Here is a 23444-nt window from a genome sequence, read left to right on the forward strand (position 1 = left end):
CTACACGACCGAGGGCGTCCTCGCGAATCGAGGGCGCCTCCTCGTGCTCGCTCGTCGCGCGGACGAACGAGATGACGCTGCGAGGGCATCTGCCGCGAGCAGACCCCTCGCGAGCGTCACGCTGATGCGCGGGCTACGGCGCGCGCGGGCCCTCGTGGTCGTCGTCGCGGTCCTCGCGGCGGCCGAGCAGGTCGTCGACGTCGGACGAGTCGACCGATCCCGTGCGGTCGAGCACGTCGCCCGTGGCCTCGCGGCCCGTGAGGTGGTCGGGCTCGTCGTCGGTCCCGGGAGCGACGGGCTGCTCCACGTCGCCGTGGTTCTCGGTGCTGCCCGCGACGGGCACCTGCGAGCGGTCGCCGAACTCGGCCGTCTCGTCCGTGACCCCGCCCTGCTGCGGCTCGTTGCTGTTCGTGGTGCTCATCGAGCGCCTCCTCGTGTCGAGCCGACCGGGGTCGACTGATGTGGGTCGATCATGCTCCGGCGACCTCCGCGCCCGCCAGGAGGAGGGGGACGCGGCCGCGAGCCCGGGTGAGCCGCCGGGTGAGCGCGAGCTCGCCGGCGGAGCCGCGGCACCCCGGCGTGCCAGGCTCGGAGCGTGGACGAGCGACGCAGCTGGATCAGGGAGCACGTGCTCGAGGCGCCGCGACGCCGCACGCTGCTCTGGATGTTCGTCGCCATGACGGTCGCCTTCGGCGGCTCGATGGGCACCTTCTTCGGGGCGTCCTCCTCCTTCTCGGCGGCCCCTGTCCCCCTGGCGACCTCCGTGACGCTCGGCGTGGCCCTCGGCCTCGTCTCCGGCCTGTTCTTCGGCGCGTCGATGACCCTCGTCGTCGCCTGGCTCTGGGCCCAGCACGGAGGAGCGGAGCAGGCCGAGCGCATCGGCCGGGCGATCAGGGTCGGGCGCCTGCCCGAGGGCGCCGACACGTCGGGGTGGGCGCCGATCCTCGCCCGGCAGGAAGCCTGGGCCCGCCGCGGTGCCTGGCTCTTCACCCTCGAGTTCGTCGTCTTCGCCCTCCTCAGCGCGCTCCTGGCGGCCCTTCCGCCCGGACCGCCCGACGACATCGTCCCGACGTGGGTCCCGTGGGCGGGCGTGGTGTTCTTCGGAGTCGTCGCCGTGCTGAACCCGCTGCTCAGCCTGCGCCGCGCTCGGCGGATCCGCGCCCTCCGCGATCAGCTCCCGACCGGTGAGGACTCTGCCCGCCCCCTGTGAGTCACGCCGCTCCCGACGCATCGGCAGGCAGATGTGAGGCGGCGTCCAGGAGGGGTGCTGTTCTATGGGGAAGTGACTGCTGCCCGCGTTCTCCCGACCTCGAGCGCCGTCCGGCGACACGGGTCGGCCCGGTGGATCGTCGCGGCGAGCGCCTCCGTCGTCGCGTTCGGCGGCGTCTACGTCATGGCCGTGCTGACCGAGACGGGCCAGTCGGTCGAGGACAGCATCCTCAGCTCGGTCGACGACGACCGCCTCCTGGGCTCCGGCTCCGCCCTCGACGCGATCTCGCCCGCGGCGCTCATGCTGCTCGTCGGGCTGACGATGCTCGTCGCGTTCCTCCGACGACGACCCGGAGCCGCCCTGCAGTCGGGCGTGCTCATCATCGGCGCGACGATCACGACGCAGGTGCTCAAGCAGGTCGTGCCGCGCCCCGACCTCACCGGCGAGCTCTACGGCAACAGCTTCCCGAGCGGCCACACGACCATCGCCGTCGCCGCCCTCTTCGCCGTGATGACGGCCTTCGGCCGGCACGTGCGCCCCCTCGTCTTCTTGATCGGGACGGCCTTCGCGGCGATCGTCGCCGAGCAGACCGTCGCGTTCGGCTGGCACCGCTCGAGCGACATCGTGGGCGCCTGCGCCGTCGCCCTCTTCTGGCTCGCCGCCGTCCGTCTGACCGCCTCGAGGCTCGCCGGCAGGGCCCGCGGCCGCCTCCGCAGCCCCGCCGCCGTCGACGCGGTCGGGCCCAGGGCCTTCGCGCTCACCTCGGGCCTGCTGGGGCTCGCTCTGGTCGCCTGCCTCACGATCTCGGGCCTCGTCTGGGGCATCGGGATAGGCAGCGACATGAGCGTGACCACCTCGACCGGCAGCGGCGTGCTGACCGGCGCCCGCCTGGCCGCGGCCGGGGTCGTGCTCGTCACCGCCTGGGTCGGCTGGAAGCTCGACCGCCGGTCGTGACCGACGTGGCGGCCGGGCAGGCCGGGCAGGCCGGCGCGGCCGGGCAGGCCGGCGCGGCCCAGCAGGCCGGCGCCCCGCGCTACCTCGGCGTCGACCTCGCCTGGCGCGACTCGACCCCGACGAAGCCCGCCAACGAGACGGGACTCGCGGTGATCGACGCCGACGGCACCGTGCTCGACGCCGGCTGGGCCCGGGGCGTCGACGAGGTCGCGGACTGGGTGCTGCGCTGGGCGACGCCGGGGTCGCACGCCGCGATCGACGCGCCCGTGCTGGTGCCGAACGCGACCGGCATGCGGCCGAGCGAACGGCTCGTGGGCCGGGCGTACGGTCGGTGGCACGTGTCGGCGAACGCCTCCAGCGCCTCCTTGCCCTGGCTCGGCGGTCGCACCCTCGGCGAGCGCCTCGCCTCAGCCGGGGCGGTGTACGACGACGGAGTCGAGCCCGTGCCGGCCGATGCCGTCTCGTACTTCGAGTGCTACCCGTACACGACGCTCGTCGGGGCTGCTGAGCTCGGCTACGACGAGCGCCGGCCGCGCTACAAGCGTCCCGACACGACCGTCGCGAAGGAGGAGCGGCGCGGCGCACGCGCGGTCGCCTGCGACGACCTGATCTCGCGCCTCGCCGCCCTCGACTCGGCCGACCCGCCGCTGCGGCTGCTCTCGCACCCGGTGTCGCGCCTCCTCGTCGACGAGCCGTCGCCGCTCGTCGACCGGCCGTACAAGCACCGCGAGGACCTGCTCGACGCCCTCGTCTGCGCGTGGACGGCGTCGATGCGGGCACGGCGGCCCGAACGGATGCAGGTGCTCGGCGCGGCGGCCGAGCCCGACGTGCTCGGCCGTCGCGCGACGCTGATCTCGCCGGCACGCGAGGTGCAGCGGCTCGCCGCGCCCGAGGGCACGGTGCCGGTGGGCCGCGCCGCGCACTGAGCTGCGCGCGCGCCTCGCGCCGCGCGCTGGAGCCCTGCGCCGCGCCGCACCGGGTCTCCGTGCGCCGCACCGGGTCTGACGCCCTGCCGCAGTCACTGCACCGACTTTCATGCACCGCACCAGAACTGGCGCCCCCGCCGCAGACACTGCACCGGGTTTCGTACACTGCACCCGGTCTAGACGCGGTGCAGTGCACGAAACTCGGTGCAGTGCGGAGCCGCCCCGTGAGCGGGCGAGCGACGGGCGGCACGCGGCACGCGGACGGCACGCGGGCGGCACGCCGCAGGCGAGCAGCGCGTGGCACGCTGGGCGCATGAGCCCGCGCACGCCGAGCACCGTCACGATCCGCCGCACGACCGCCGACGACTGGCAGCAGGTGCGCGACCTGCGGCTCGAGATGCTCGAGGACACCCCGCTCGCCTACGGCGAGACGCTCAGCACCGGGCTGACCCACGGCGAGGACGAGTGGCGGTCGCGCGGCGCCCGCGGCCAGGCCCCGCACAGCGTGCTGCTCGCGGCGATCGACGACGCGACCGACGAGTGGGTCGGCACGATGGGCGGCTACCTCGACGCGCCGGGCAGCCCGATGCTCGTCGGCGTCTACGTCAGGCCCGGTCATCGAGGCAGGGAGGCGCGGGTCGCCGACGCACTGCTCGACACGGTCGTCGAGTGGGCCCGCTCCGAGGGCTCGGCGCTGACGCTGCACGTGCACGAGGACAACCCGCGGGCGATCGCGTACTACCGACGCCGGGGCTTCGAGCCGACCGGCATCACCGTGCCGTACGTGCTCGACCCCGAGAGCCGCGAGCTCGAGCTGCGGCTGCCGCTCGACTGAGGCCGGACCCGCCGGGTTCGGCTCGTGCCGGGCTCGCCTCGTGACTCCTCCACAGGACATCCCCAGGTCGATCCAGGGGTACAAATGAGAGATCTTCGTGGACATCTCCGGCCCACGGGCGTACAAATGGGGCACAGCGGGACCAACCACCCCGCTCGCCGGGCCCAACCACCCCGGCAGCAGCTCAGCGACCGAAGAAGGTGCGCCGTGGATCAGACGGCCGAGGGGACGATGCGGCGACCGGCCGCGCTCTCCTTCGTGCGCCTCCTCGTGGTCTCCGGCCTGGCCGCTCTCGCGGCCCTGGTGCTGAGCCTGTTCTTCTCGTCGACGTCCGCGTCGGCGGCGCCGGCCGCTCCCCCGGCCGACTCCTCGCTGCTCGGCGGCGTCACGTCCGCGGTGGGGGGCGTCGCGCAGTCGCTCGACGCTCCCGTCGCCGCCGTCGGGACGACCGCAGGAGGCGCGGTGTCGACGGTCACGCAGGTCGCCACGCAGGCCACCGCGGTGGCTCCCCCGGTGCAGCAGGTCGTCCAGGCCGTGGCGCCGGTGGTGCCGCAGGTCGTCCAGCACGTGGCCGCCGCGGCGCCCGTCTCCAGCGTCGTGGCCCCGGTCGCGCAGGTCGTCGACACGGTCGTCGCGGCCACTCCCGTCGTCCCCGCCGTCGTCGGCCAAGCCCCGATCTCGACCGTCACGGCCCCCGTCGCGGGCGTCGTCGACACCGCGGTCGGCAGCACGGGCGACGCGGCTGCGGCACCGGCTCCGGGCCTGCCCGGCGTGCCGGTCCCGCCCGTGACGACTCCCCTGCCCGACCTGCCCGGCACGCCCGGTGCGTCGATAAGCGGCGCGCGCCCCTCGACCCCTGCCTCCGGCATCGCGGCCGGCGACGACGCGGCCGTCGCGGCCCTGGCCGACGAGGCGACGAGCGCCTCCGCCGACGTGGTCACAGCCGACCCCGCCAGCATCCTGCGTGACCGCATCGCGGCCCAGGGATCCGCTGCGGCTGCTGTTCCACCCGCAGGCGCGGGCACCCTGGCTCCCGTCTCTCCCCTGCCCGGCGACGACCGCTCGCCCCTCGACCACGACGGCCTCCCCGGCCTGCCCTCCGGCAGCACGGGGTCGACCGGCTCGGGCTCTGCCGGCTCGGGCCCCGGCTCGGCGGGAGCCGTCGTCGGCGACGCGGCTCGCGCCTCCTCACTTCCCGGCCTCGCCGTCTCGGCGAGCTCCGCGGACGGCGACGACGACCTCCCGTCGACGCCCACCTACGACACCGACAGCTCCCCCGACTGAGGTCGGTCGCGTCGTCAGGGCCCTGCTGCATGCGCAGCCGGCCCGACAGCAGGCACCTGCCTGTGGACGACACACGCGACCACGCCGCGAGACCGCGGCACCACACCTCACATCGTCTTGGAGTTCGTCATGAACAAGTACATCTCGAGAGGGCTCACCGGAGCGCTCTTCGTCGGAGGCCTCTGGGCCCTCGGAGCCACCGCCGCGAACGCGGCACCTGCCACCACCGGAGACGACGGGCTGCTGTCGGGCACCCAGATCGGGGCCGTCGTGGACGCCCCCGTGTCGGCGCTCGGGAACGCGATCTCGGTCGTCGGCGACAGCGCCGCGACGGCGCCTGCGGCTCCTGTGGCTCCTGCTCCCGCAGCAGCACCCGCTCCTGCCCCGGCTCCGGCACCCGCACCTGCACCTGCACCTGCTCCAGCCCCGGCTCCGGCACCCGCGCCGGCACCGGCACCGGCGCCGGTCACGACGACCAGCGGCGACTCGGGCCTGCTCTCGGGCACGCAGGGCATCGTCTCGGTCGACGTGCCGATCACGGTCACCGACAACGCGATCTCAGTCGACGGCGACACGTCGAGCACCACGCCGGCCGCGCCCGCTGCTCCCGCGGCCCCGGCTCCGACCGCACCGGTCGAGGCCCCCGCGGCGACCACCTCCGGCAGCGACTCGATCGGCGGCGGCACGCAGGCGCTCGTCGACGTCGCCCTGCCGGTGACGATCTCGGGCAACGGGCTGTCGCTCCTCGGCGACAGCTCCGGCTCGGGCTCGGGCGCCACGGCACCGGCGACGACGTCCCCGACCACGTCAGCCCCGGCCACGTCCGGCGCGACGACCAGCGGTGACGACGCCGTCCTGGGCGGCACGCAGATCCTGCCCGGCGTCTCGGTGCCGGTCACGATCGGCGGCAACGCGATCAGCGTCATCGGCGACAGCAGCTCGATCGGCACCACGCCGCCCGTCGGCACGACGCCCTCGACGGGCTCGGGCTCGTCCGGAGCAGGCTCGACGGGCACCACCTCGGGCGACGACGGCATCGCCGGCGGCACCCAGGTCGCCCCCGTCGTGACGGCTCCCGTCGCGGTCGGCGGCAACGCCGTCAGCATCATCGGCGACAGCAGCAGCACCGGCACCGGCAGCAGCACCGGCACCGGCACCGGCACGGGCACGACGCCCAGCACCGGCACCGGCACCGGCAGCACGCCCGGCACCGGCAGCACCACCTCGGGCGACGACGGCATCCTCGGCGGCACCCAGATCGTGCCCGTCATCACCGCTCCCGTCACGGCGGGCGGCAACGCCGTCAGCATCATCGGCGACAGCAGCAGCACCGGCACGGGCACGGGCACCAGCACCACGCCCGCCACCGGCACCGGCGGCACCACCTCGGGCGACGACGGCATCGCCGGCGGCACCCAGGTCGTCCCCGTCGTCACGGTGCCGATCGAGCTCGGCGGCAACGCCGTGAGCGTCGTCGGCGACAGCAGCACCGACACGACCGGCGGCACGCCCGTCGACCCCGGCACCCCCGTCGACCCGACCGACCCGGTCGAGCCGACGGACCCGACCGACCCCGTGGTCCCGGTGATCCCCGTGTCGCCCGCCTTCCCCTTCGACCCGACGGACCCCACCACCCCGTCGACCGATGACGAGGGCGGCGTCCTCACCACCGTCGACGGCGAGGTCGCGCTGACGACCGACCTCGGCGACGGCGTGGTGACCGCCTCGACCGCCGGACGCACCGTGTTCGTCTCGACCGCCTCCTCGGCTGGTCAGCCCTTCACGGCAGCGGCCGACAGCTCGACCCTCGCGTTCACCGGCAGCGAGTCGACGGGCGGCCTCGCGGCCGGCCTGCTCGCCCTGCTCGCCGGGCTCGGCCTGCTGCTCGCGGCTCGCCGCCGAGCACGCGCCTGAGCGGCGAGGCAGCCGCACCGAGAGGAAGGACGCCAGCGACACGGCGGCCGCACGGCGACGCACCGCAGACCGGATCAGGGCCTGCGGTGCGTCGCCGTGCGCGCACGCGTCGTGCGCGGCCCGGCGTGGGCGGTCGCGCTAAGTTGTGGCCCGGAGCCCGCCCGGGCACCGGGGGCACGACACGGGGGACGCATGGCCGACAGCAGCTACGACTACTTCTTCAGCGGTCCGCACGACGACTCTCGCAGGCTCGTCGACCACGTGGCCCGGTCGCAGGGGTTCCGGCTCGAGCAGATGCCGAACGGCAGCACGAAGGCCGTGCGGGGCGACCTCACGAAGACGCTGTTCCTGGGGGTGTTCGCGGGCAAGGCGTTCCACGTCGTGCTCTGGCTGCAGTACTTCGTGGACGACTCCGGCCGGCTCGTCGTGCGGCTCAGCCGCGACCTCGGCACCGGCCTCGTGAAGGGCGGCGCACTCGGCGCGGCTCGATCGCAGGAGGCGTTCGCCGAGCTCGCCCACGCCCTCGGCCGCGCGTCGACCGGCGGGCAGCTCGACCCCGGCGCGCACTCGCAGGGCACCCCGCAGCCCTAGCTCCAGCTCCAGCTCCAGCTCCAGCCAAGTGAACCGACGAGAAGTGCTCTCGACAGCACCTCGGAGAGCACTTCCTGTCGGCTCGGCCGGCCCAGCGCCGGCTACCCGGGCACGCCGTCGACGTACAGCCACCGGCGCGAGCGGTCGCGCACGAACCGGCTGACCTCGCGCTGCACCTCGGCGGCTCCGTCGACCCGGCGGTGCGCCGCGAACTCGACCACGCCGCGGTCGTCGAGCGGCTCGCCGCGCTCGGTCCGCAGCACGTCGAGCCGGTACCAGCGGACCTCGGGGTCGAGCTCGAGCTCGGACGGACGCGTCGACGGGTGCCACGTCTCGAGCAGCCAGCCGACGTCGCCGACGGCGAACGCCGAGTACCGCGAGCGCATCAGCCGCTCGGCGGTGGGGGCCGGAGCGACGTGCGCGTGCAGCGGCCCGCAGCACGCCCCGTACGTCTCGCCGCTCAGGCAGGGGCAGCGCGCGGAGTCGTCCATCCCTCCATCATCGCCGACCCTCAGGCCGCGGCGCCGCCGATGTTCACCATCCAGTGGATGCCGAACCGGTCGTCGAGCTGGCCGAAGCTGTCGCCCCACGGCGCCTTCGCGAGCTGCTCGTGGACCGTGCCGCCCTCGGCGAGCGCGGCGAACCAGCCGGTGAGCCTCTCCTCGTCCTCCGCGGCGCCGAAGAGCGAGAGCGAGATGGCGTTCTCGCTCTCGAGCAGGACCGAGTCGGGCCGGTCGGCCGCCATGAGGAGGAGCCCGTGCGGGGTCGCGAGCTGCCCGTGCATCACCTTGTCGCCCTCGCCCTCGCCCCCCATGCCGAACTCGGAGTAGCTGCTGTAGGTGGGGACGCCGCCGAACACCGAGGCGTAGAAGTCGAGCGCCTCGCGAGCCTGGGCCCGGAAGGCGAGATAGGGCGTGAGCTGGACGGACATCGGTGCTCCCTCGATCAGGTCGCCGGCGCGTCTCGGCGGCGGCGAGGGCCGGCGACCGCGCTGCCTCCCCGCATGATGCCAGCGTCGAGGAGGCGGCACCACCCCTGACCGGGTCGGCCCCGAACTGGGCCTGACCGTGCGCCGCCGGCCCTGCCACAGTGGGCACATGTCCACCCCTCCGCCCCCGGGCACCCACCCCGTGCTCGAGCCGGAGCTCGTGTTCGCGCACGTGCGGGCCCGCCTCGAGGCGAGCACGATCCACGGCGACCCGCGCGGCGGCCGCGAACGCCTGCCGCGACTCTCGCGCTCGGCGACCGCGAAGGCGCTCACGGCGAACGGCTTCCGGACCCTGACCGGGCTGAACGTCACCCCCTCCGACCTGAACAAGGACGGCACGCAGTTCCTCGACGACACCGAGACGGTGCTGCTCGAGACGCTCGCGCTCGGGCGCCGCTTCTACGGCCTCTACGTCGAGCCGCAGAACCCCTCGCACGAGCAGTGGGAGGCGGTCACCGCGATGTTCGCCGAGCTCGGCGCGAAGCTCGACGCTCGCCTCGGGCCCGTCGAGCAGTTCCTGGCCTAGACCCGCCGCCGCCCCGCGCGGCAGCGGCGGCGAAGGAGGCGCGGCAGCTGCCGGTAGGGTCGGCGCATGTTCGCCCTGCCGCCGGGAGCCCTGCGCCTCGTCCACCTGAGCGACTCCCACCTGAGCGGCGACGGGAGCCTGCACCAGGGCTCCGTCGACACCCTCGCCGCGCTCGACCTGGTCCTCGCCGAGGCGGCCCGGGTCGAGGCGGCCCGGCTGCTCGTCGGCTCGGGCGACCTGTCGGACGACGGGAGCACCGCCTCCTACGCCCTGCTGCGCGACCGGCTCGAGGCCTGGGCCGCGCGCCGGGACGAGCAGGTCGACGTCGTGCTCGCGCCCGGCAACCACGACCTGCACGCGGGCTTCGCGGAGGTGCTCGGCGACGGCCACCTCGGCCAGGACACGCACCCCGGCGACGCGCAGCACGAGCACGACCCCGCCCAGCCCGTCGACGGCGTCTCGCTCGTCGACGGCTGGCGCGTCGTCACCCTCGACACCGCGGTGCCGCGGGCCGGCTACGGGCTGCTCCGGCCCGAGCAGCTCGACCGCCTCCGCGACCTGCTCGCCGAGCCGGCCCCGCGCGGCACCGTGGTCGTGCTGCACCACCCGCCCCTCCCCGCGCCCACGACGCTGCACCAGTCGCTGGCGCTGCAGGCCCCGGAGGCGCTGGCCGCGGCGATCGAGGGGACCGACGTCCGCGTCGTCCTCGCTGGCCACTACCACCGGCACATCGTCGGGTCGCTGGCCGGAGTGCCCGTGCTGGTCGCCCCCGCCGTCGCGAACGAGACCGACGTCTGCGCACCGCACGGCACCGAGCGGGCCGTGCGCGGCTCGGGGTTCCTGGTCGTCGACCTGCTGCTCGACGGCTCGGTGCGCTCGACGCCCGTCCGGGCCCACGACGACCGCGACGGCGACGAGGTCTTCGTCCTCGACGAGGAGGCGGTGCGCGCGATCGCCGCCGCGGCCGGCGCCCCTGCCCCGTCACCCGCCTGATCCCTTCCTCCCCCCTCCCTTGATCGTCGCGACGGCGTCGAGTGGTCACGAACGGTCCTTCCCGCGTGCGGGAGCAGCCGTTCGTGACCACTCGACGCCGCGTGGCGGGCGTCGGCCCAGGAGCGCCGCGTAGGGTCGAGGGGACGTCGGGTCCGCGTGGGCGGGGCCGGTTCGTCCACATCTGTCCGAGAGCTATGCGAGGGAGACCGCAGCATGCGCGTGGTCGTCGTCGGAGCCACCGGCAACCTGGGCACGGCCCTGTTGTCGCGGCTCCAGTCCGAAGCCGACGTCACCGAGCTGGTCGGCATCGCCCGTCGTGCGCCCCGCACGGCCTCGCCGCCGTACGGCGACGTCCAGTGGTTCACCATCGACGTCGGCGAGGACGCCTCGCGCGACCGGCTCGCCCGTGCCTTCGTCGGGGCCGACGCCGTCGTGCACCTCGGCTGGGCGCTGCAGCCGAGCCACGACCGCGACGCCATGTGGCGCACCAACGTCGTCGGGACCCGCCACGTGCTCGACGCCGTCGCGCTGGCCGGGGTGCCCCACGTGCTCGTCGCGTCGTCCGTCGGCGCCTACAGCCGCGGCTCCAAGACGCGTCGCGTCTCGGAGTCGCACAAGACGAAGGGCGTCCGGCGCTCGAGCTACTCCAAGCACAAGTCGGTCAACGAGCGGCTGATGGACGCGTGGGCCGCCACGCACCCCGACGTCGTCCTCACGCGCATGCGTCCCGGGCTGGTGTTCCAGCCCGCCGCCGCCAGCGAGATCATCGGGCTGTTCCTCGGCCGGTGGGTGCCGACCCGGTGGATGCAGCACCACCGCCTCCCGTTCCTCCCCCTCGCCCCGCGCTTCGTGTCGCAGGTCGTGCACGCCGACGACGTCGCCGACGCCTTCTGGCGCGCGATCGACCGCCGGGTCGGCGGGGCCTTCAACCTCGCGGCCGAGCCGATCGTCGACCCGCACATGGTGGCCGAGGCGTTCGGCACGCGGCTGCTGCCCGTGCCGTATCGCGTGATGCGGGCGGCGGCGCTCGTGACGTGGCTGCTGCGCCTGCAGCCGACGGAGCCCGGCTGGCTCGACATCGCCGCCAAGGTGCCCGTCATGTCGACCGACGCCGCGCGCGAGCAGCTCGGCTGGGTGCCGAGGCACTCCTCGGGCGAGACGCTGCGTGCCTTCGCCCGCGCGGTCGGCCGACGCGACTCGCACCCCGGCTCGCACCCGCTCAGCGGCTAGCAGCCGACCGGGACCGCTCACCGGCGAGCGACAGGACCGCCTCAGAGCACGAGCGTCAGCACCCCGTCGTCGCCGACCTCGACGGTGGCGCCGACGTAGTCCCTGATGCGCGGCAGGCCTGCAGCGGCGGGCCCGTCGTGGTCGCCCACGACCACGACCTGAGCCCCGGAGGCGCGTGCGGCCTGCAGTCCCGCCTCCGCGTCCTCGAACACCACGACGTCGCTCGGCTCCACGCCCAGCAGCTCGGCCGCCCGGAGGTAGCCGTCGGGAGCGGGCTTGCCGACGGGCACGTCCTCCGAGGCGAGCACGACCGCGGGCAGCCCGACCCCCGCGACCGCGGTGCGGGTGCGCGCGATGCCGCCGGGGGCGCTCGTCACGAGCGCCACGAGCGAGGCGGGCAGGGCGGCCACGAAGTCGGCCGCGCCGGGGATCTCCACCACGCCGTCGGGGGCCTCGCCCTCGACCGACAGCAACGCGTCGACGTGCCGGAGCACCGCCTCCTCGTCCAGCTCGGGCAGGAACCGCCTGACCGTGTCCGCGGTCTGTCGACCGTGCGCGAACGAGAGCACCTCGCCCGGGTGCAGGCCGAGGGGGCCGCACCACTCGGTCCAGATGCGCTCGACGAGAGCGGTGGAGTCGACGAGCGTCCCGTCCATGTCGAAGACGACGGCCCGGGCGCTCAGGGTCGTGCGGGGCTGCGTGCGGGGCTGCTCATCGCTCATGGCGCCAGTCTGTCGCACGACCCTGGCGGAACGGCCGTCGACGGCATGTGCTGGTCGGCACGGTCGTGGGCAGGACGGGGGACCTCGCCGGGGTACGGGCTCTGCCGCACTGCTCCGTGCAGCCTGTGCATGCCGTGCGCGTCCGCTGGCCCCCTTCCGGGGGACTCGACGGAACGCGTAGCCTTGTCAGGTCGGGGCCTCGCCGGTCCCACAGGATGTCGCTCACCGCGAGCGTTCCCTGCCCGTGAAGCTCACGCTCGCGGAGCGGCATCCGGGTCGCGCTCCTCGCTCGAGGGGCGCGGCCCCTCCTCGGAGGATCAGCCTCGTGACGCCCTGCGCCTCGTGACGCCCCGCCCCTCGTGACCCTCCGCAGCGGTCGTCCCTGCGTGAAGCTCCGACAGTGCGGAGAGCCACGTGCCTGCTCGAGGCGGGCACCGCCCAGCCTACGAGCGGAGGCGCCGCGCCGACAGGGGTTGACTCTGCCGAAAATCCCTGGTCAACATCCTATTTTGCTAGACGGTCTCACTAGTCCGACTAGCGACTGTCACCGTGAGGCGGCGCGCTGCTAGCGTCGCACCCATGACCACCGCTCCGCCTCCCGTGCTCGTGATCATCGACCGTGCCGCCGCGGGCGGACCCCCGCTCGCCCAGGGCGAGACGGGCTGGCGGGTCGTCGAGCCGTCCGAGCACACGATCCACGTGACCGACCTCGGCGTCACCCGCGGCGACGGCATCTTCGAGGGGCTCGGCGTCTCGCACGGCCGGGTCCAGGCGCTCGAGCCGCACCTCGCCCGGCTCGCCCGCTCGGCTGCCCTGCTCGACCTGCCCGAGCTCGACCTCGACGTGATCCGGGCCGCCTGCCTCGAGTCGGCCAGGCTGCACGAGCCCGCGCCGCTCCTCCTGCAGAAGCTCGTCGTGACGCGGGGCGTCGAGGGCGGCGACGGCTCGCCGACCGCCTGGGTGCGCACCGAGCTGATGCCCGACCACGACGCCGAGCGCGTGCACGGCATCCGCGTCGTCTCGCTCGACCGCGGCTACCGGCACGACGTGGCGCAGACGTCGCCGTGGCTGCTGCAGGGCGCCAAGACGCTGTCGTACGCCGTCAACAAGAGCGTGCTGCGCGAGGCCGCGCGCCGGGGCGCCGACGACGTGCTCTTCGTCAGCAGCGACGGCTACGCGCTCGAGGGGCCGTCCGCGTCGCTGATCGCGCGCCTCGACGGCGTCTACGTCACGCCGCGCACCGACCAGGGGATCCTCGAGGGCACGACCCAGGCCGCCGCCTTCGAGGTGCTGCGCTCGCTCGGGCACGAGGTCGCCGAGGTGCTGCTGCCGATGGACGAGGTGCGCCGGGCCGACGCCCTGTGGCTCGTCTCGAGCGGTCGGCTGGTCGCGCCCCTCTCGTCGCTCGACGGCGAGCCGGTGGCGATCGACGTCGAGGTCACCCGACAGCTGGCCGATGCGCTCGTCGACCGGCGCGTCTGACCGGTCGTGAGCGCGGCTCACGTGGTAGTGCGGGTATCCGCGACGCGAACAGTAGTTAGGTGAGCTAGACACTTCCGGGGTCGACTGCGATGGTTGAGGTGTGCCGATTCACGGCGGCGCAGCCATCATCCGCAGTTCGATCAGGCGTTCGCAGGGCGCCGGGAATGAGCCGAACATGTCCGCAGGAACCTCACCGTCCCCCCTCCGCTCCGTGTCGGCCCGCCAGCTCGCGGCCCTCGACCCGGAACAGCTCGTCCAGCACGTCCGCTCCCGGGTCGACGTCACCAGCGACAGCTTCTACCGACGTGAGTCGAGCGTCGCGCCGGTCCACATCTCGGTGTACCCGAAGCGCCGCCGCACCGCGCGGGCGCCCCGTGTGCCCGTCGTCGCCGCCGGCCCGTCCTACGCCGACTTCTTCGTCGAGCATTCGCGTCGGCTCGCGACGGCCTGACGGCGCCGACCGATCACACGCCCGAGGGCGGGCACCGCACGGTGCCCGCCCTCGGGCGTTCCTGTCCTCGTTCGTGTTCGCGTGCGCGTTCGCGTTCGCGGGACAGACGTGACCCGACCCGAGGAGGCGACGCACGCCTCCTCGGGTCAGCTCCCGCCCGATCCCGCCTAGGAGGCGCGGCTGCGGAGCAGCGTGAAGCTCGCGTCGCGCACGAGCAGGGTCGTCACCGGCCCCTCGACCTGCTGGTCGGGATCGCTCGAGCTCGCGAGCTCCCACTCGCCGTGCGGCGCCTCGGGCACCTGGAACTCGACGACGCTCGTCGAGCCGTTGGTCAGGTAGGCGAAGGCGTCGGCGTCCTTGTGCGTCAGCACGAACGTGATGGCCTTGTTCTCGCCCTGCTGCCAGTCGCCCGTCGAGAACGAGTGGTCGTCGGCGCGGCGCACCTGCACGTGGTCGTCGCTCTCGACCTCGGGCGCGTAGCGGAACCAGTCGGGGCGCAGCGCCGGGTTCTCGCGACGCAGGGTGATCAGCTCGGTCGTGAAGGCGAGCAGCTCGCGGTCGGCGCGCTCCCAGTCGAACCACGAGATCTCGCTGTCCTGGCAGTACGCGTTGTTGTTGCCGCCCTGGCTGCGAGCGATCTCGTCGCCGCCGAGGATCATCGGCACGCCCGCGCTGATCAGCAGCGTCCCGAGGAAGTTGCGGCGCTGGCGGTCGCGGTACTCGTTGACGGCGCCGTCGTCGGTCGGGCCCTCGACGCCGCCGTTGAACGACTTGTTGTCGCTCTCGCCGTCGGCGTTGTCCTCGCCGTTGGCGTCGTTGTGCTTCTCGGCGTACATCGTCAGGTCGGCCAGGGTGAAGCCGTCGTGCGCGGTGACGAAGTTGACGCTCGAGAGGGGCGAGCGGCGCGAGTCCTCGTAGACGTCGGGGCTGCCGAGCACGCGGTCGGAGAAGGTCGAGAGGACGCCGGGCTCGCCGTTCCAGAACTCGCGGACGTCGTCGCGGAACTTGCCGTTCCACTCCGACCAGTCGGCCGGGAAGCCGCCGACCTGGTAGCCGGCGGTGTCCCACGGCTCGGCGATCATCTTGACGCTCTGCAGCACCGGGTCCTGGTGGATCAGCGTGAGGAACGCGCTGTGCTCGCTGGCCTCGCCGCCCTGACGCGTCAGCGTCGTCGCCAGGTCGAAGCGGAAGCCGTCGACGTGCATCTCGGTGACCCAGTAGCGGAGGCTGTCCATGATCAGGCCGAGCGCGGCCGGGTGGCTGACGTTCAGGCTGTTGCCCGTGCCGGTGGTGTCGAAGTACGCCGACTCCTCGCCCTCGACCAGGCGGTAGTACGACGCGTTGTCGATGCCCTTGAACGAGATCGTCGGGCCCATGTGGTTGCCCTCGGCCGTGTGGTTGTAGACGACGTCCATCCACACCTCGAGGCCGGCCTCGTGGAAGGCCTTGACCATGGCCTTGAACTCGGCGACCTGGCCGCCTCGCGTGCCTGCCGCCTCCGAGGCGTACTCGTCGTGCGGCGCGAAGAAGCCGATGGAGTTGTAGCCCCAGTAGTTGCGGAGGCCCTTCTCCTCGAGGTGGCTGTCCTGCACGAACTGGTGCGTGGGGAGCAGCTCGACGGCGGTGACGCCGAGGTCGGTGAAGTACTTGATCGCGGCCGGGTGCGCGAGGCCCGCGTAGGTGCCGCGGATCTCCTCGGGCACGTCCGGGTGCGCCTGCGTGAAGCCCTTGACGTGCACCTCGTACACGACCGTGTCCTCGAGGGCGGTGAGCGGGCGCTCGTCGGAGCCCCAGTCGAAGTCGCGGTCGGCGATCACGTTGCGCGGCATGGCCGACGCGGAGTCGGTCTCGTCCATGGTCTCGGGCTCGTTCATGTCGTGGCCGAAGACGGCCTGGCCCCAGTCGAAGCGGCCGTCGAGCGCGGTGGCGTAGGGGTCGAGCAGGAGCTTGTTCACGTTGTGGCGGAGGCCGGCGGCAGGGTCCCAGGGGCCTGCGACACGCAGGCCGTAGAGGGAGCCGACCCGCGCCTCCTCGACGACGGTGTGGAACACGTGGCCGGTGCGCTCGGTGAGCTCGTGGCGGGTCTCGGTGCCCGAGGTGCCGTCGTCCGCGTCGTCGAACAGGCAGAACCAGATCTTGTCGGCGGTCTCGGAGTACACGGCGACGTGGGCGCCGCCGCCCTCGAGGGGCGTGACGCCGAGGGGGTAGGGCAGGGAGCGAGAAGCGGTCATGCACCAGACATACAGGCTGCGCGGCTGCGGGGGCCAAGCTGAGCGCCGCTCCGGCTGTACCCCGCCGCTGCTCGCCCTGCCCGCCTCGCCCTGCCCCGCCCTGCCCTGCCCTGCCCGCTCGTGCGCCCCGCCCTTCTTGACTCCGTCCGGACAAAGTGCCGCGCTACAGCGCGTCATCTTGTCCGGAAGACATCCCGAAGGCGATTCCTCCCCAGCAGCCGTCACCGGTCGCCTCTCCCCGGCAGCAGCCTCCTGCGACACGGGCGTCCTCCTGGAGAACGACACTCGGCAGATGACCGCACCTGACCCGTTCCGCGTCCTGCTGAGCTTCGCGGCGACCTACGGTGACGCGAAGGAGGCGCGAGCGCTGAGACGAGGCCACGAACGGGGCGACATCCATCGTGTGCGCCGAGGCGTGTACGTCGCCGCGGCTGCCTGGACAGCTCTCGACGACCGTGGCCGTCACGTCGTCACCGTCCGTGCCGCGCTGGCAGGACATCCTGCTCGGCTCGTGGCGTCGCACGACTCGGCCGTCGCCGTCCACGACCTGCCGCGCGTCCACCGCGCGTTCGGCGAGGTCGTGCAGCTCGTCGATCCTCTCCGCGCCGAGGCCCGCCGCGCTCGTCTCGTCCACGTGCGTCCGGGCGAGCTCGCCGCCCGCGACGTGGTCGACGTCGCGGGCGTTCCGTCGACGTCCCTCTCGCGCACCGTCGTCGACGTGGCCAAGTCCGCTTCGTTCGGAGACGCCGTCCTCTGTGCCGACGCGGTCCTCCGGCGCATCGTCCTCCGAGGTCGGCACGCTGCCGGGCCCCAAGTCGACGAACGGCTCGCCCGGGTCCGAGCCGCCCTTCTCGCCGCGGTCGGCCCCGGTGACCGCCGAGGGGGGAGCGCGGCAGCACGCGTGATCGAGTTCGCGTCCCCGTGGGCGGAGAACGGCGGCGAGTCCCTGGCCCGGATCGCGCTGCACGAACTCGGCGTCGAGGCACCCGTCCTGCAGAAGGTCGTCACGGTTCACGGCCGGTTCGCGGGGAGGGGCGACATGCACCTGCCCGACGACGGCGCGCTGCTCGAGTTCGACGGCATGGAGAAGCTCGTCGACGGGAAGATGCTCGCTGGACGATCGACCGCCGAGGCACTCCGTCAGATGAAGGCACGCGACCGGGAACTGCTGCGGTCAGGCGAGGTGCGCACGATCGTGCACTTCGATCTCCTGGACGTCGTCCACCCCGCGCGGCTGGCAGAACTGCTCCGCGCAGCACATGTCGCCGTCGATCCCCGCCGCGTGCGAACGGCCTCGCGCCTCGCAGCCGCCCGGTTCGCGCGTGCCGACCTGCCGGGGTGATGCGTTCCGGACGAGATGACGCGCTAGAGCGCGGCACTTTGTCCGGAACGCGTCAGACAAGCGGGCGCAGGGGCAGGGGCAGGGGGCGGGCAGCGGCTAGCTGACGTGCACGTCGGGGCGGCGCGAGCGGTGCGGCTCCGCCTGCCGCAGCACCTCGCGCGTCACGGGCGCCACCTCGCCGGCCCCCGTCACCAGGAACCGCCCCATGTTCGACAGCGGGCTGCCCTCGGTCCACTCGAAGTAGACGTCGGGCACGACCCCGGTCTCGTCGCGCACGGCGAGAAGCACCGAGGCGATGGTGTTGGGCACGGCACCGCTCGTCACGCGCAGCACGCGATAGCCGTGCACGACGCAGCCGGTGACCTCGAGGTCCTCCTCGAAGTCGGACGAGTCGCCGGGGTGCACCTCGAGGAAGATCACGGGCGAGCGCTGCGGGATGCCGCTGTACTTGCGCTCCGCGCTCAGCTTCTTCTTGTAGATCTCGGCGACCTCGCGACCGGGCTCGTGCGCGATGATGCGGATCGAGCCGTACTCGTCGGCGTCCTCACGCACGTAGCCGAGCGACGTGTCGTCGAACGAGATCGACGTCGCGCGCAGCTGGAACGACCGCCGCACCCGCGAGATCAACGACACGGCCATGATGCCCACGATGAAGATCGCGGCGATGCGGACGCCGTCGGGCCGCTCGACCACGTTGACGACGGTCGTGTAGACGAAGACGACCGCGATGACGCCGAAGGCGACGGTCCGCTTGCGCTGACGCGCCCGGCGGGCCGACAGGGTCACCGCCACGGAGGCGCTGGTGATGAGCACGAGCACTCCCGTCGCGTACGCCCCGCCCTGGGCGTCCACGTCGGCGTCGAACACGATCGTGATGACGAAGGCGATCGCCGTGAAGACGAGCACGAGCGGCCGCACGGCCCGCGCCCACTGCGGCGCCATGCCGTAGCGCGGCAGGTAGCGGGGCACGATGTTCAGCAGTCCCGCCATCGCGGAGGCGCCGGCGAACCAGAGGATGCAGATGGTCGCGACGTCGTAGAGGGTGCCGAACCCGTTGCCGAGGTAGGCGTGCGCGAGGTAGGCGAGGGCACGGCCGTTCGCCCCGCCTCCTGACTGGAACTCCTCCTGCGGGATCAGCAGCGTCGTCACGAAGCTGGACAGGATGAGGAACGAGCTCATGATGATCGCGGCCGACGTGAGCAGGCGACGCGCGCCCCGGATGCGGCCGACGGGCTGCTGCGGGGTGTCGCTCTCGTCGCCGGTGATCTGCGGCATGACGGCGACGCCGGTCTCGAAGCCGGACAGGCCGAGTGCGAGCTTGGGGAACACGATCAGCGCGATGCCCACCATGACGAGCGGGTTGCCGTGCTGCACCGTCAGCGCCTGCCACCAGTTGCCGATGACGACCGGGTTCTCGGCGACGTGGGCGAGCGCCACGGCGATCACGACGAGGTTGAGCGCCAGGAACACGCCGACCAGGACGACGGCGATGCCGATCGCCTCCTTGAACCCCCGGAGGAACACGGCGGCCAGCAGGGCCACCAAGAACAGCGTGATCGGCACCTCGGCCCCGTGGAACCAGGTCGGCGCGAAGGGGTTCTCGACCGCGTGCGCGGTGGCGTCGGCCGCCGAGAGGGTGATGGTGATCATGAAGTCGGTGGCGGCGAAGCCGAGCAGCACGAGCACGAAGACCTTGCCGCCCCACCACGGCAGCAGGCGCTCGAGCATCGCGATGGAACCTTCGCCGCGGGGGCTCTCGCGGGCCACGCGGCGGTAGACGGGAAGCGCGCCGAAGAGGGTGAGCAGCACGAGCACGATCGTCGCCAGCGGCGAGAGCAGGCCGGCCGCGACGGCGGCGATCGCCGGCTGGTAGCCGAGGGTCGAGAAGTAGTCGACGCCGGTGAGGCACATGACGCGCCACCACGAGTGCGTCTTCTCGACGGTGGTGGCGTGTGGGCCCTGGTGGGCACCGCTGTTCTCGGAGAGGCCGCCCAGCAGCCAGCCACGGAGGCGCGATCCCGACGTGCGGGAGGGCGCCGGTTCCAGCGCGTCGGCGTCGCGCTGCTCGGACGTCGTGGACACGGTGACCTCTTGTCGCTCGTCGCTCGTAGCTCATCGGGCCGGAGCGGCACGACGAAGCAACGCTATGCCCGCCGCGACCCGGCGCGAGGCGGTCGGCCGTAAGGATGTCGTGAGGACTTCGAGCGCGTGCAGCGGGCCCCGAGCGTGCGCACGGCGGGTGTCCAGGCGGCGATCGCCGAGGGGATCGCGAGCAGGTCCTCAGGGCTTGTCGGCGCCTCCGTCCGGTACGAAGCGGTAGCCCATGCCCAGCTCGGTGACGAGGTAGCGCGGCTCGGCCGGCACCGGCTCGAGCTTCTTGCGCAGCTGCGCGAAGTAGAGGCGGAGGTAGCCCGTGTCCTTCGAGTGGAACGCCCCCCACACCTGCGTCAGCAGGGTCTCGCGGGTGACGAGCTTGCCGGGGCTCTGCAGCAGCAGCTCGAGCACGCGCCACTCGGTCGGCGTGAGGCGTACGAGCTCGCCGGCGCGCGTCACCGTCGTGGCCGACAGGTCGACCCGCACGTCGCCGAACTCGACCACGGGCGCGTCGTCGTCGCCGGGAGCGAGGCGGCGGGTGAGCGCTCGGATCCGCGCGAGCAGCTCCTCCATCGCGAACGGCTTCGTCACGTAGTCGTCGGCGCCGGCGTCGAGCGCCTCGACCTTGTCGGCGGCGTCGGTGCGTCCGGAGACGACGAGCACGGGCGCCGTCGACCAGCCGCGCAGGCCCGCGATCACCTCGACGCCGTCGAGCCGGGGCATGCCGAGGTCGAGCATGACCAGGTCGGGGTGCTGCGTCATGGCGACGTCGAGCGCCTCACGGCCGTCGGACGCGGTGTGGATCTCGTAGCCGTGGGCGCCGAGGGTCACCTTGAGCGCCCGCAGGATCTGCGGGTCGTCATCGGCGATCAGGATCTTCACGGGCCCTCCTCGACGACGGTACCGCCCGCAGGAGGCGCCGATCGCGCTCCCGACGTAGGGATCCCGCGAGGATCCGCGCCGGCAGCCGGGGTTGCGGGGGTTGCGGCCGGGCGTAGATGCCGGAGTTCAGGAAGGCCGCGCGACTCGTTCCTGATCGCTGCACGGTTCAGGAAGGATCGTCCCCCCGCTGCGGGCATCAGGACGGATCTTCCTGAATGAGGAGGGGCGGGGCAGGGGCAGGGGCAGGGGCAGGGGCCTCGGGCAGGGAGACGACGGCAGTGAGGCCGCCGCCCGGGGTGTCGTCCATCGTGAGGGTGCCGCCCATCGCCTCGGTGAAGCCCTTGCTCAGCGCGAGCCCGAGCCCGAGCCCCGTGGAGTTGTCGGTGTCGCCGAGCCGCTGGAACGCGACGGTGATCTCGTCTCGGCGCTCAGGCGGGACGCCGGGCCCGCGGTCGACGACCCGCACCTCCACCCGGCCGGCGAAGCCGCTGGTCGAGATGCGCACGAGGGTGCCGTCGGGCGAGTGGCGCAGCGCGTTGTCGAGCAGGTTGACGAGGACGCGCTGCAGCAGCACGGCGTCGGCGACGACGGGCGGCACCGACGCGCGCAGGGCCAGCTCGACGTCGGCCGGGCCCAGCCCGAGCTCGTCGAGCGCCCCGAGCACGACGTCGTCGACGTCGACCACCGCCGCGCTGACCGCGAGCGCCCCGGCCTGCACGCGGCTGACGTCGAGCAGGTTGGTGACGAGCGTCGAGAGCGACTCGAGGCTCTCCCACGCGGTGGCGAGCAGCTCGTCGCGGTCGGCGTCGCTCCACTCGACGCCGGGCTGGCGCAGGCCGCTGACGGAGGCGGTCGCGGCGGCGAGCGGACGGCGCAGGTCGTGCCCGACGGCGGCGAGCAGGGCGCTGCGCATCCGGTCCACCTCGGCTAGCGGTGCGACCTGCCCGGCCGTGCGGGTCAGCGCCGAGTGCTCGAGCGCCGCCTCGACCTGGGCGGCGACCACGGCGAGGAGGCGTCGGTCGCCCGCCTGCAGCGGCTCGCCCGTCAGCTCGAGCACGCCGCGCTCCCCCGCGGGCAGTCTCGAGACGTCGCCGACACCCGCGTCGCCGCTGTCGCCGAGCACCTCGTCTCCCGACAGCACACGCACCCGCGTGAGCCCGAACGCCTCGCGGGTGCGGGCGACGAGCGCCTGCAGCGCGTCTTGCCCCCGCAGCACGCTGCCCGACACGGTCGCGAGCAGCTCGGTCTCGGCGAGCGCGCGGGCCGCGGAGCGGCTGCGCCGGGCCGCCTGGTCGACGACCCAGCTGACGATGGCGGCGTTGAGCACGTACAGCACGAGCGCGAGCAGGTGCAGCGGCTCGGCGATCGTGACGCTGTAGATGGGCGCGATGAAGAAGAGGTCGAGCGTGACGCCGGACAACAGGGCGGCGAAGAGCGCCGGCCAGACGCCGCCGGTCACCGCCACGACGACGACGAGCAGCTGGAAGAGCAGAACGGTGCCCGCGATGCCGTCCTCGGTGCGGTGCCCCGCGAGCAGCCAGGTGAGCAGCGGCCCGACGACGGCCGCGAGCACGAAGCCCGTGACGACCCGCGAGCGCGAGAGCGCCCCGCCGAGCTTGGGCAGCGACCAGCCCCGACCTGCGGCCGAGTGCGTGACGATGTGCACGTCGAGCTGGCCCGACTCACGGATCACGGTCGCGCCGATGCCGGGCCCCGTGACGAGCGACCCGAGCCTGCCGCGGCGGCTGACGCCGATCACCAGCTGGGAGGCGTCGGCCCCCTTGGCGAAGTCGACCAGCGCCCTCGGCACGTCCGACCCCACGACCTGGTGGTAGCTGCCGCCGAGCTTCTCGACGAGGGCGCGCTGGGCGGCGAGCGCGCCGGGCGCGCCCTGCCGGAGGCCGTCGGGGGTGCTGACGTGCACGGCGATCAGCTCGCCCCCGGCGCTGCGGGCCGCGATGCGCGCGGCGCGACGGATCAGCGTCTCGCCCTCCGCGCCTCCGGTGAGGGCCACGACCACGCGCTCGCGCGCCTCCCACGCGACGTCGATGCCGTGCTCGACGCGATAGGCGCGCAGGGCGCTGTCGACCTCGTCGGCGAGCCAGAGCAGGGCGAGCTCGCGCAGGGCGGTGAGGTTGCCCAGCCGGAAGTAGTTCGAGAGCGCCGCGTCGACCCGGGCGGCGGGGTAGACGTCGCCCGCCGCGAGCCGGTCGCGGAGCGCCTGCGGCGCCAGGTCGACGACCTCGATCTGCTCGGCGGCCCGCAGCACCGCGTCGGGCACGGTCTCGTGCTGCGCCGCGCCGGTGATCTGCTCGACGACGTCGGCCAGCGACTCGACGTGCTGCACGTTGACGGTCGACAGCACCGAGATGCCGGCGTCGAGCAGGGCCTGCACGTCGCGCCAGCGCTTGTCGTGCCGCGAGCCCGGCGCGTTGCTGTGCGCGAGCTCGTCGACGAGGGCGACCTGCGGGGCGCGGGCGAGCACCGCCTCCAGGTCCATCTCGTCGAGCTCGACCCCGCGGTGCACGTGCCTCTCGCGCGGCACCACCTCGAGGTCGCCGAGGCGAGCCGCGGTCGCTGCCCGCCCGTGGGTCTCGACGACGGCCACCACGACGTCCTTGCCCTCGTCGCGCAGCCTCGCGCCCTCTTCGAGCATCGTGAAGGTCTTGCCGACGCCGGGTGCGGCGCCGAGCAGCACCCGCAGCCGACCTCGTGTCATGCGCTCAGCTTCGCACGAGCCGCCGACACGGCTGCGGCCGCCGACCCGGCTGCGACCGCCGACACGGGCG

Annotated in this window: 21 protein-coding genes; 13 read left to right on the forward strand and 8 right to left on the reverse strand. The window is 73.6% G+C overall.

Annotated elements, in window-relative coordinates:
• Nucleotides 1-133 precede the first annotated feature (133 nt).
• Nucleotides 134-421: a hypothetical protein gene (locus ES689_RS12805; RefSeq protein WP_146905267.1), complete on the reverse strand. Its 288-nt coding sequence runs from the start codon at nucleotides 419-421 to the stop codon at nucleotides 134-136.
• A 174-nt stretch (nucleotides 422-595) separates the two neighbouring features.
• Between ES689_RS12805 and ES689_RS12810 the strand changes: the two genes are divergently transcribed.
• The 7 genes from ES689_RS12810 to ES689_RS12850 all read left to right on the forward strand — a co-directional run bounded on the left by ES689_RS12810 (nucleotide 596) and on the right by ES689_RS12850 (nucleotide 7714).
• Complete coding sequence (locus ES689_RS12810) at nucleotides 596-1210, forward strand: hypothetical protein (protein ID WP_146905270.1); 615 nt, start codon at nucleotides 596-598, stop codon at nucleotides 1208-1210.
• 72 nt (nucleotides 1211-1282) lie between these two features.
• Nucleotides 1283-2164 carry a phosphatase PAP2 family protein gene (locus ES689_RS12815; RefSeq protein WP_146905274.1) on the forward strand — a complete coding sequence of 294 codons (882 nt, stop codon included), beginning with the start codon at nucleotides 1283-1285 and terminating at the stop codon, nucleotides 2162-2164.
• Nucleotides 2161-3090, forward strand: coding sequence for a DUF429 domain-containing protein (locus ES689_RS12820; protein WP_191330437.1), 930 nt, complete (start codon nucleotides 2161-2163; stop codon nucleotides 3088-3090). The genes ES689_RS12815 and ES689_RS12820 overlap by 4 nt, the downstream gene beginning before the upstream one ends.
• 313 nt (nucleotides 3091-3403) lie before the next feature.
• Complete coding sequence (locus ES689_RS12825; RefSeq protein ID WP_146905277.1) at nucleotides 3404-3925, forward strand: GNAT family N-acetyltransferase; 522 nt, start codon at nucleotides 3404-3406, stop codon at nucleotides 3923-3925.
• 207 nt (nucleotides 3926-4132) lie between these two features.
• Nucleotides 4133-5209 (forward strand): hypothetical protein, encoded by a 1077-nt coding sequence (locus ES689_RS12830; protein ID WP_146905280.1) that lies wholly within the window; start codon nucleotides 4133-4135, stop codon nucleotides 5207-5209.
• A gap of 129 nt (nucleotides 5210-5338) precedes the next feature.
• Complete coding sequence (locus ES689_RS15940) at nucleotides 5339-7123, forward strand: hypothetical protein (RefSeq protein ID WP_305038356.1); 1785 nt, start codon at nucleotides 5339-5341, stop codon at nucleotides 7121-7123.
• A gap of 192 nt (nucleotides 7124-7315) precedes the next feature.
• A complete protein-coding gene (locus ES689_RS12850; RefSeq protein WP_146905282.1) occupies nucleotides 7316-7714 on the forward strand; it encodes a hypothetical protein in 399 nt (132 codons plus the stop codon).
• 101 nt (nucleotides 7715-7815) lie between these two features.
• Here the strand turns inward: ES689_RS12850 and ES689_RS12855 are convergent, their stop codons facing one another.
• Nucleotides 7816-8205 carry a YchJ family protein gene (locus ES689_RS12855; protein ID WP_146905285.1) on the reverse strand — a complete coding sequence of 130 codons (390 nt, stop codon included), beginning with the start codon at nucleotides 8203-8205 and terminating at the stop codon, nucleotides 7816-7818.
• A gap of 20 nt (nucleotides 8206-8225) precedes the next feature.
• Nucleotides 8226-8645 carry a VOC family protein gene (locus ES689_RS12860; RefSeq protein WP_146905288.1) on the reverse strand — a complete coding sequence of 140 codons (420 nt, stop codon included), beginning with the start codon at nucleotides 8643-8645 and terminating at the stop codon, nucleotides 8226-8228.
• 166 nt (nucleotides 8646-8811) lie between these two features.
• On the opposite strand from ES689_RS12860, the gene ES689_RS12865 reads away from it, so the two are divergent.
• The 3 genes from ES689_RS12865 (at nucleotide 8812) to ES689_RS12875 (ending at nucleotide 11451) form a co-directional block, all read left to right on the forward strand.
• Nucleotides 8812-9228 (forward strand): hypothetical protein, encoded by a 417-nt coding sequence (locus tag ES689_RS12865; protein ID WP_146905291.1) that lies wholly within the window; start codon nucleotides 8812-8814, stop codon nucleotides 9226-9228.
• 66 nt (nucleotides 9229-9294) lie between these two features.
• Nucleotides 9295-10221, forward strand: a complete 927-nt coding sequence (locus ES689_RS12870; protein ID WP_146905294.1) for a metallophosphoesterase — start codon at nucleotides 9295-9297, stop codon at nucleotides 10219-10221.
• Nucleotides 10222-10434: 213 nt separating this feature from the next.
• A complete protein-coding gene (locus tag ES689_RS12875; RefSeq protein ID WP_146905297.1) occupies nucleotides 10435-11451 on the forward strand; it encodes an NAD-dependent epimerase/dehydratase family protein in 1017 nt (338 codons plus the stop codon).
• A 41-nt stretch (nucleotides 11452-11492) separates the two neighbouring features.
• Here ES689_RS12875 and ES689_RS12880 read toward each other — a convergent pair whose 3' ends face one another.
• Nucleotides 11493-12173: an HAD-IA family hydrolase gene (locus ES689_RS12880; RefSeq protein ID WP_146905301.1), complete on the reverse strand. Its 681-nt coding sequence runs from the start codon at nucleotides 12171-12173 to the stop codon at nucleotides 11493-11495.
• Between the two features lie 579 nt (nucleotides 12174-12752).
• On the opposite strand from ES689_RS12880, the gene ES689_RS12885 reads away from it, so the two are divergent.
• Nucleotides 12753-13655 carry an aminodeoxychorismate lyase gene (locus ES689_RS12885; RefSeq protein WP_146905304.1) on the forward strand — a complete coding sequence of 301 codons (903 nt, stop codon included), beginning with the start codon at nucleotides 12753-12755 and terminating at the stop codon, nucleotides 13653-13655.
• A gap of 175 nt (nucleotides 13656-13830) precedes the next feature.
• Nucleotides 13831-14106, forward strand: coding sequence for a hypothetical protein (locus ES689_RS12890; RefSeq protein ID WP_146905308.1), 276 nt, complete (start codon nucleotides 13831-13833; stop codon nucleotides 14104-14106).
• A gap of 167 nt (nucleotides 14107-14273) precedes the next feature.
• Here the strand turns inward: ES689_RS12890 and glgX are convergent, their stop codons facing one another.
• The gene (glgX, locus tag ES689_RS12895) at nucleotides 14274-16337 is read right to left on the reverse strand and encodes a glycogen debranching protein GlgX (RefSeq protein ID WP_146905311.1); all 2064 of its coding nucleotides are present in this window, start codon (nucleotides 16335-16337) and stop codon (nucleotides 14274-14276) included.
• A gap of 292 nt (nucleotides 16338-16629) precedes the next feature.
• Here glgX and ES689_RS12900 point away from each other — a divergent pair, with 292 nt between their 5' ends.
• Nucleotides 16630-17679 (forward strand): hypothetical protein, encoded by a 1050-nt coding sequence (locus ES689_RS12900; RefSeq protein ID WP_146905313.1) that lies wholly within the window; start codon nucleotides 16630-16632, stop codon nucleotides 17677-17679.
• Between the two features lie 96 nt (nucleotides 17680-17775).
• Here ES689_RS12900 and ES689_RS12905 read toward each other — a convergent pair whose 3' ends face one another.
• The 3 genes from ES689_RS12905 to ES689_RS12915 form a co-directional block, all read right to left on the reverse strand.
• Nucleotides 17776-19761, reverse strand: coding sequence for an APC family permease (locus ES689_RS12905; RefSeq protein WP_370512378.1), 1986 nt, complete (start codon nucleotides 19759-19761; stop codon nucleotides 17776-17778).
• Between the two features lie 198 nt (nucleotides 19762-19959).
• Nucleotides 19960-20655 carry a response regulator gene (locus tag ES689_RS12910; protein WP_146905316.1) on the reverse strand — a complete coding sequence of 232 codons (696 nt, stop codon included), beginning with the start codon at nucleotides 20653-20655 and terminating at the stop codon, nucleotides 19960-19962.
• Between the two features lie 196 nt (nucleotides 20656-20851).
• Complete coding sequence (locus ES689_RS12915; protein ID WP_146905319.1) at nucleotides 20852-23374, reverse strand: ATP-binding protein; 2523 nt, start codon at nucleotides 23372-23374, stop codon at nucleotides 20852-20854.
• Nucleotides 23375-23444 lie beyond the last annotated feature (70 nt).

It is taken from the genome of Frigoribacterium sp. ACAM 257, assembly GCF_007954365.1.
Lineage (GTDB): Bacteria > Actinomycetota > Actinomycetes > Actinomycetales > Microbacteriaceae > Frigoribacterium.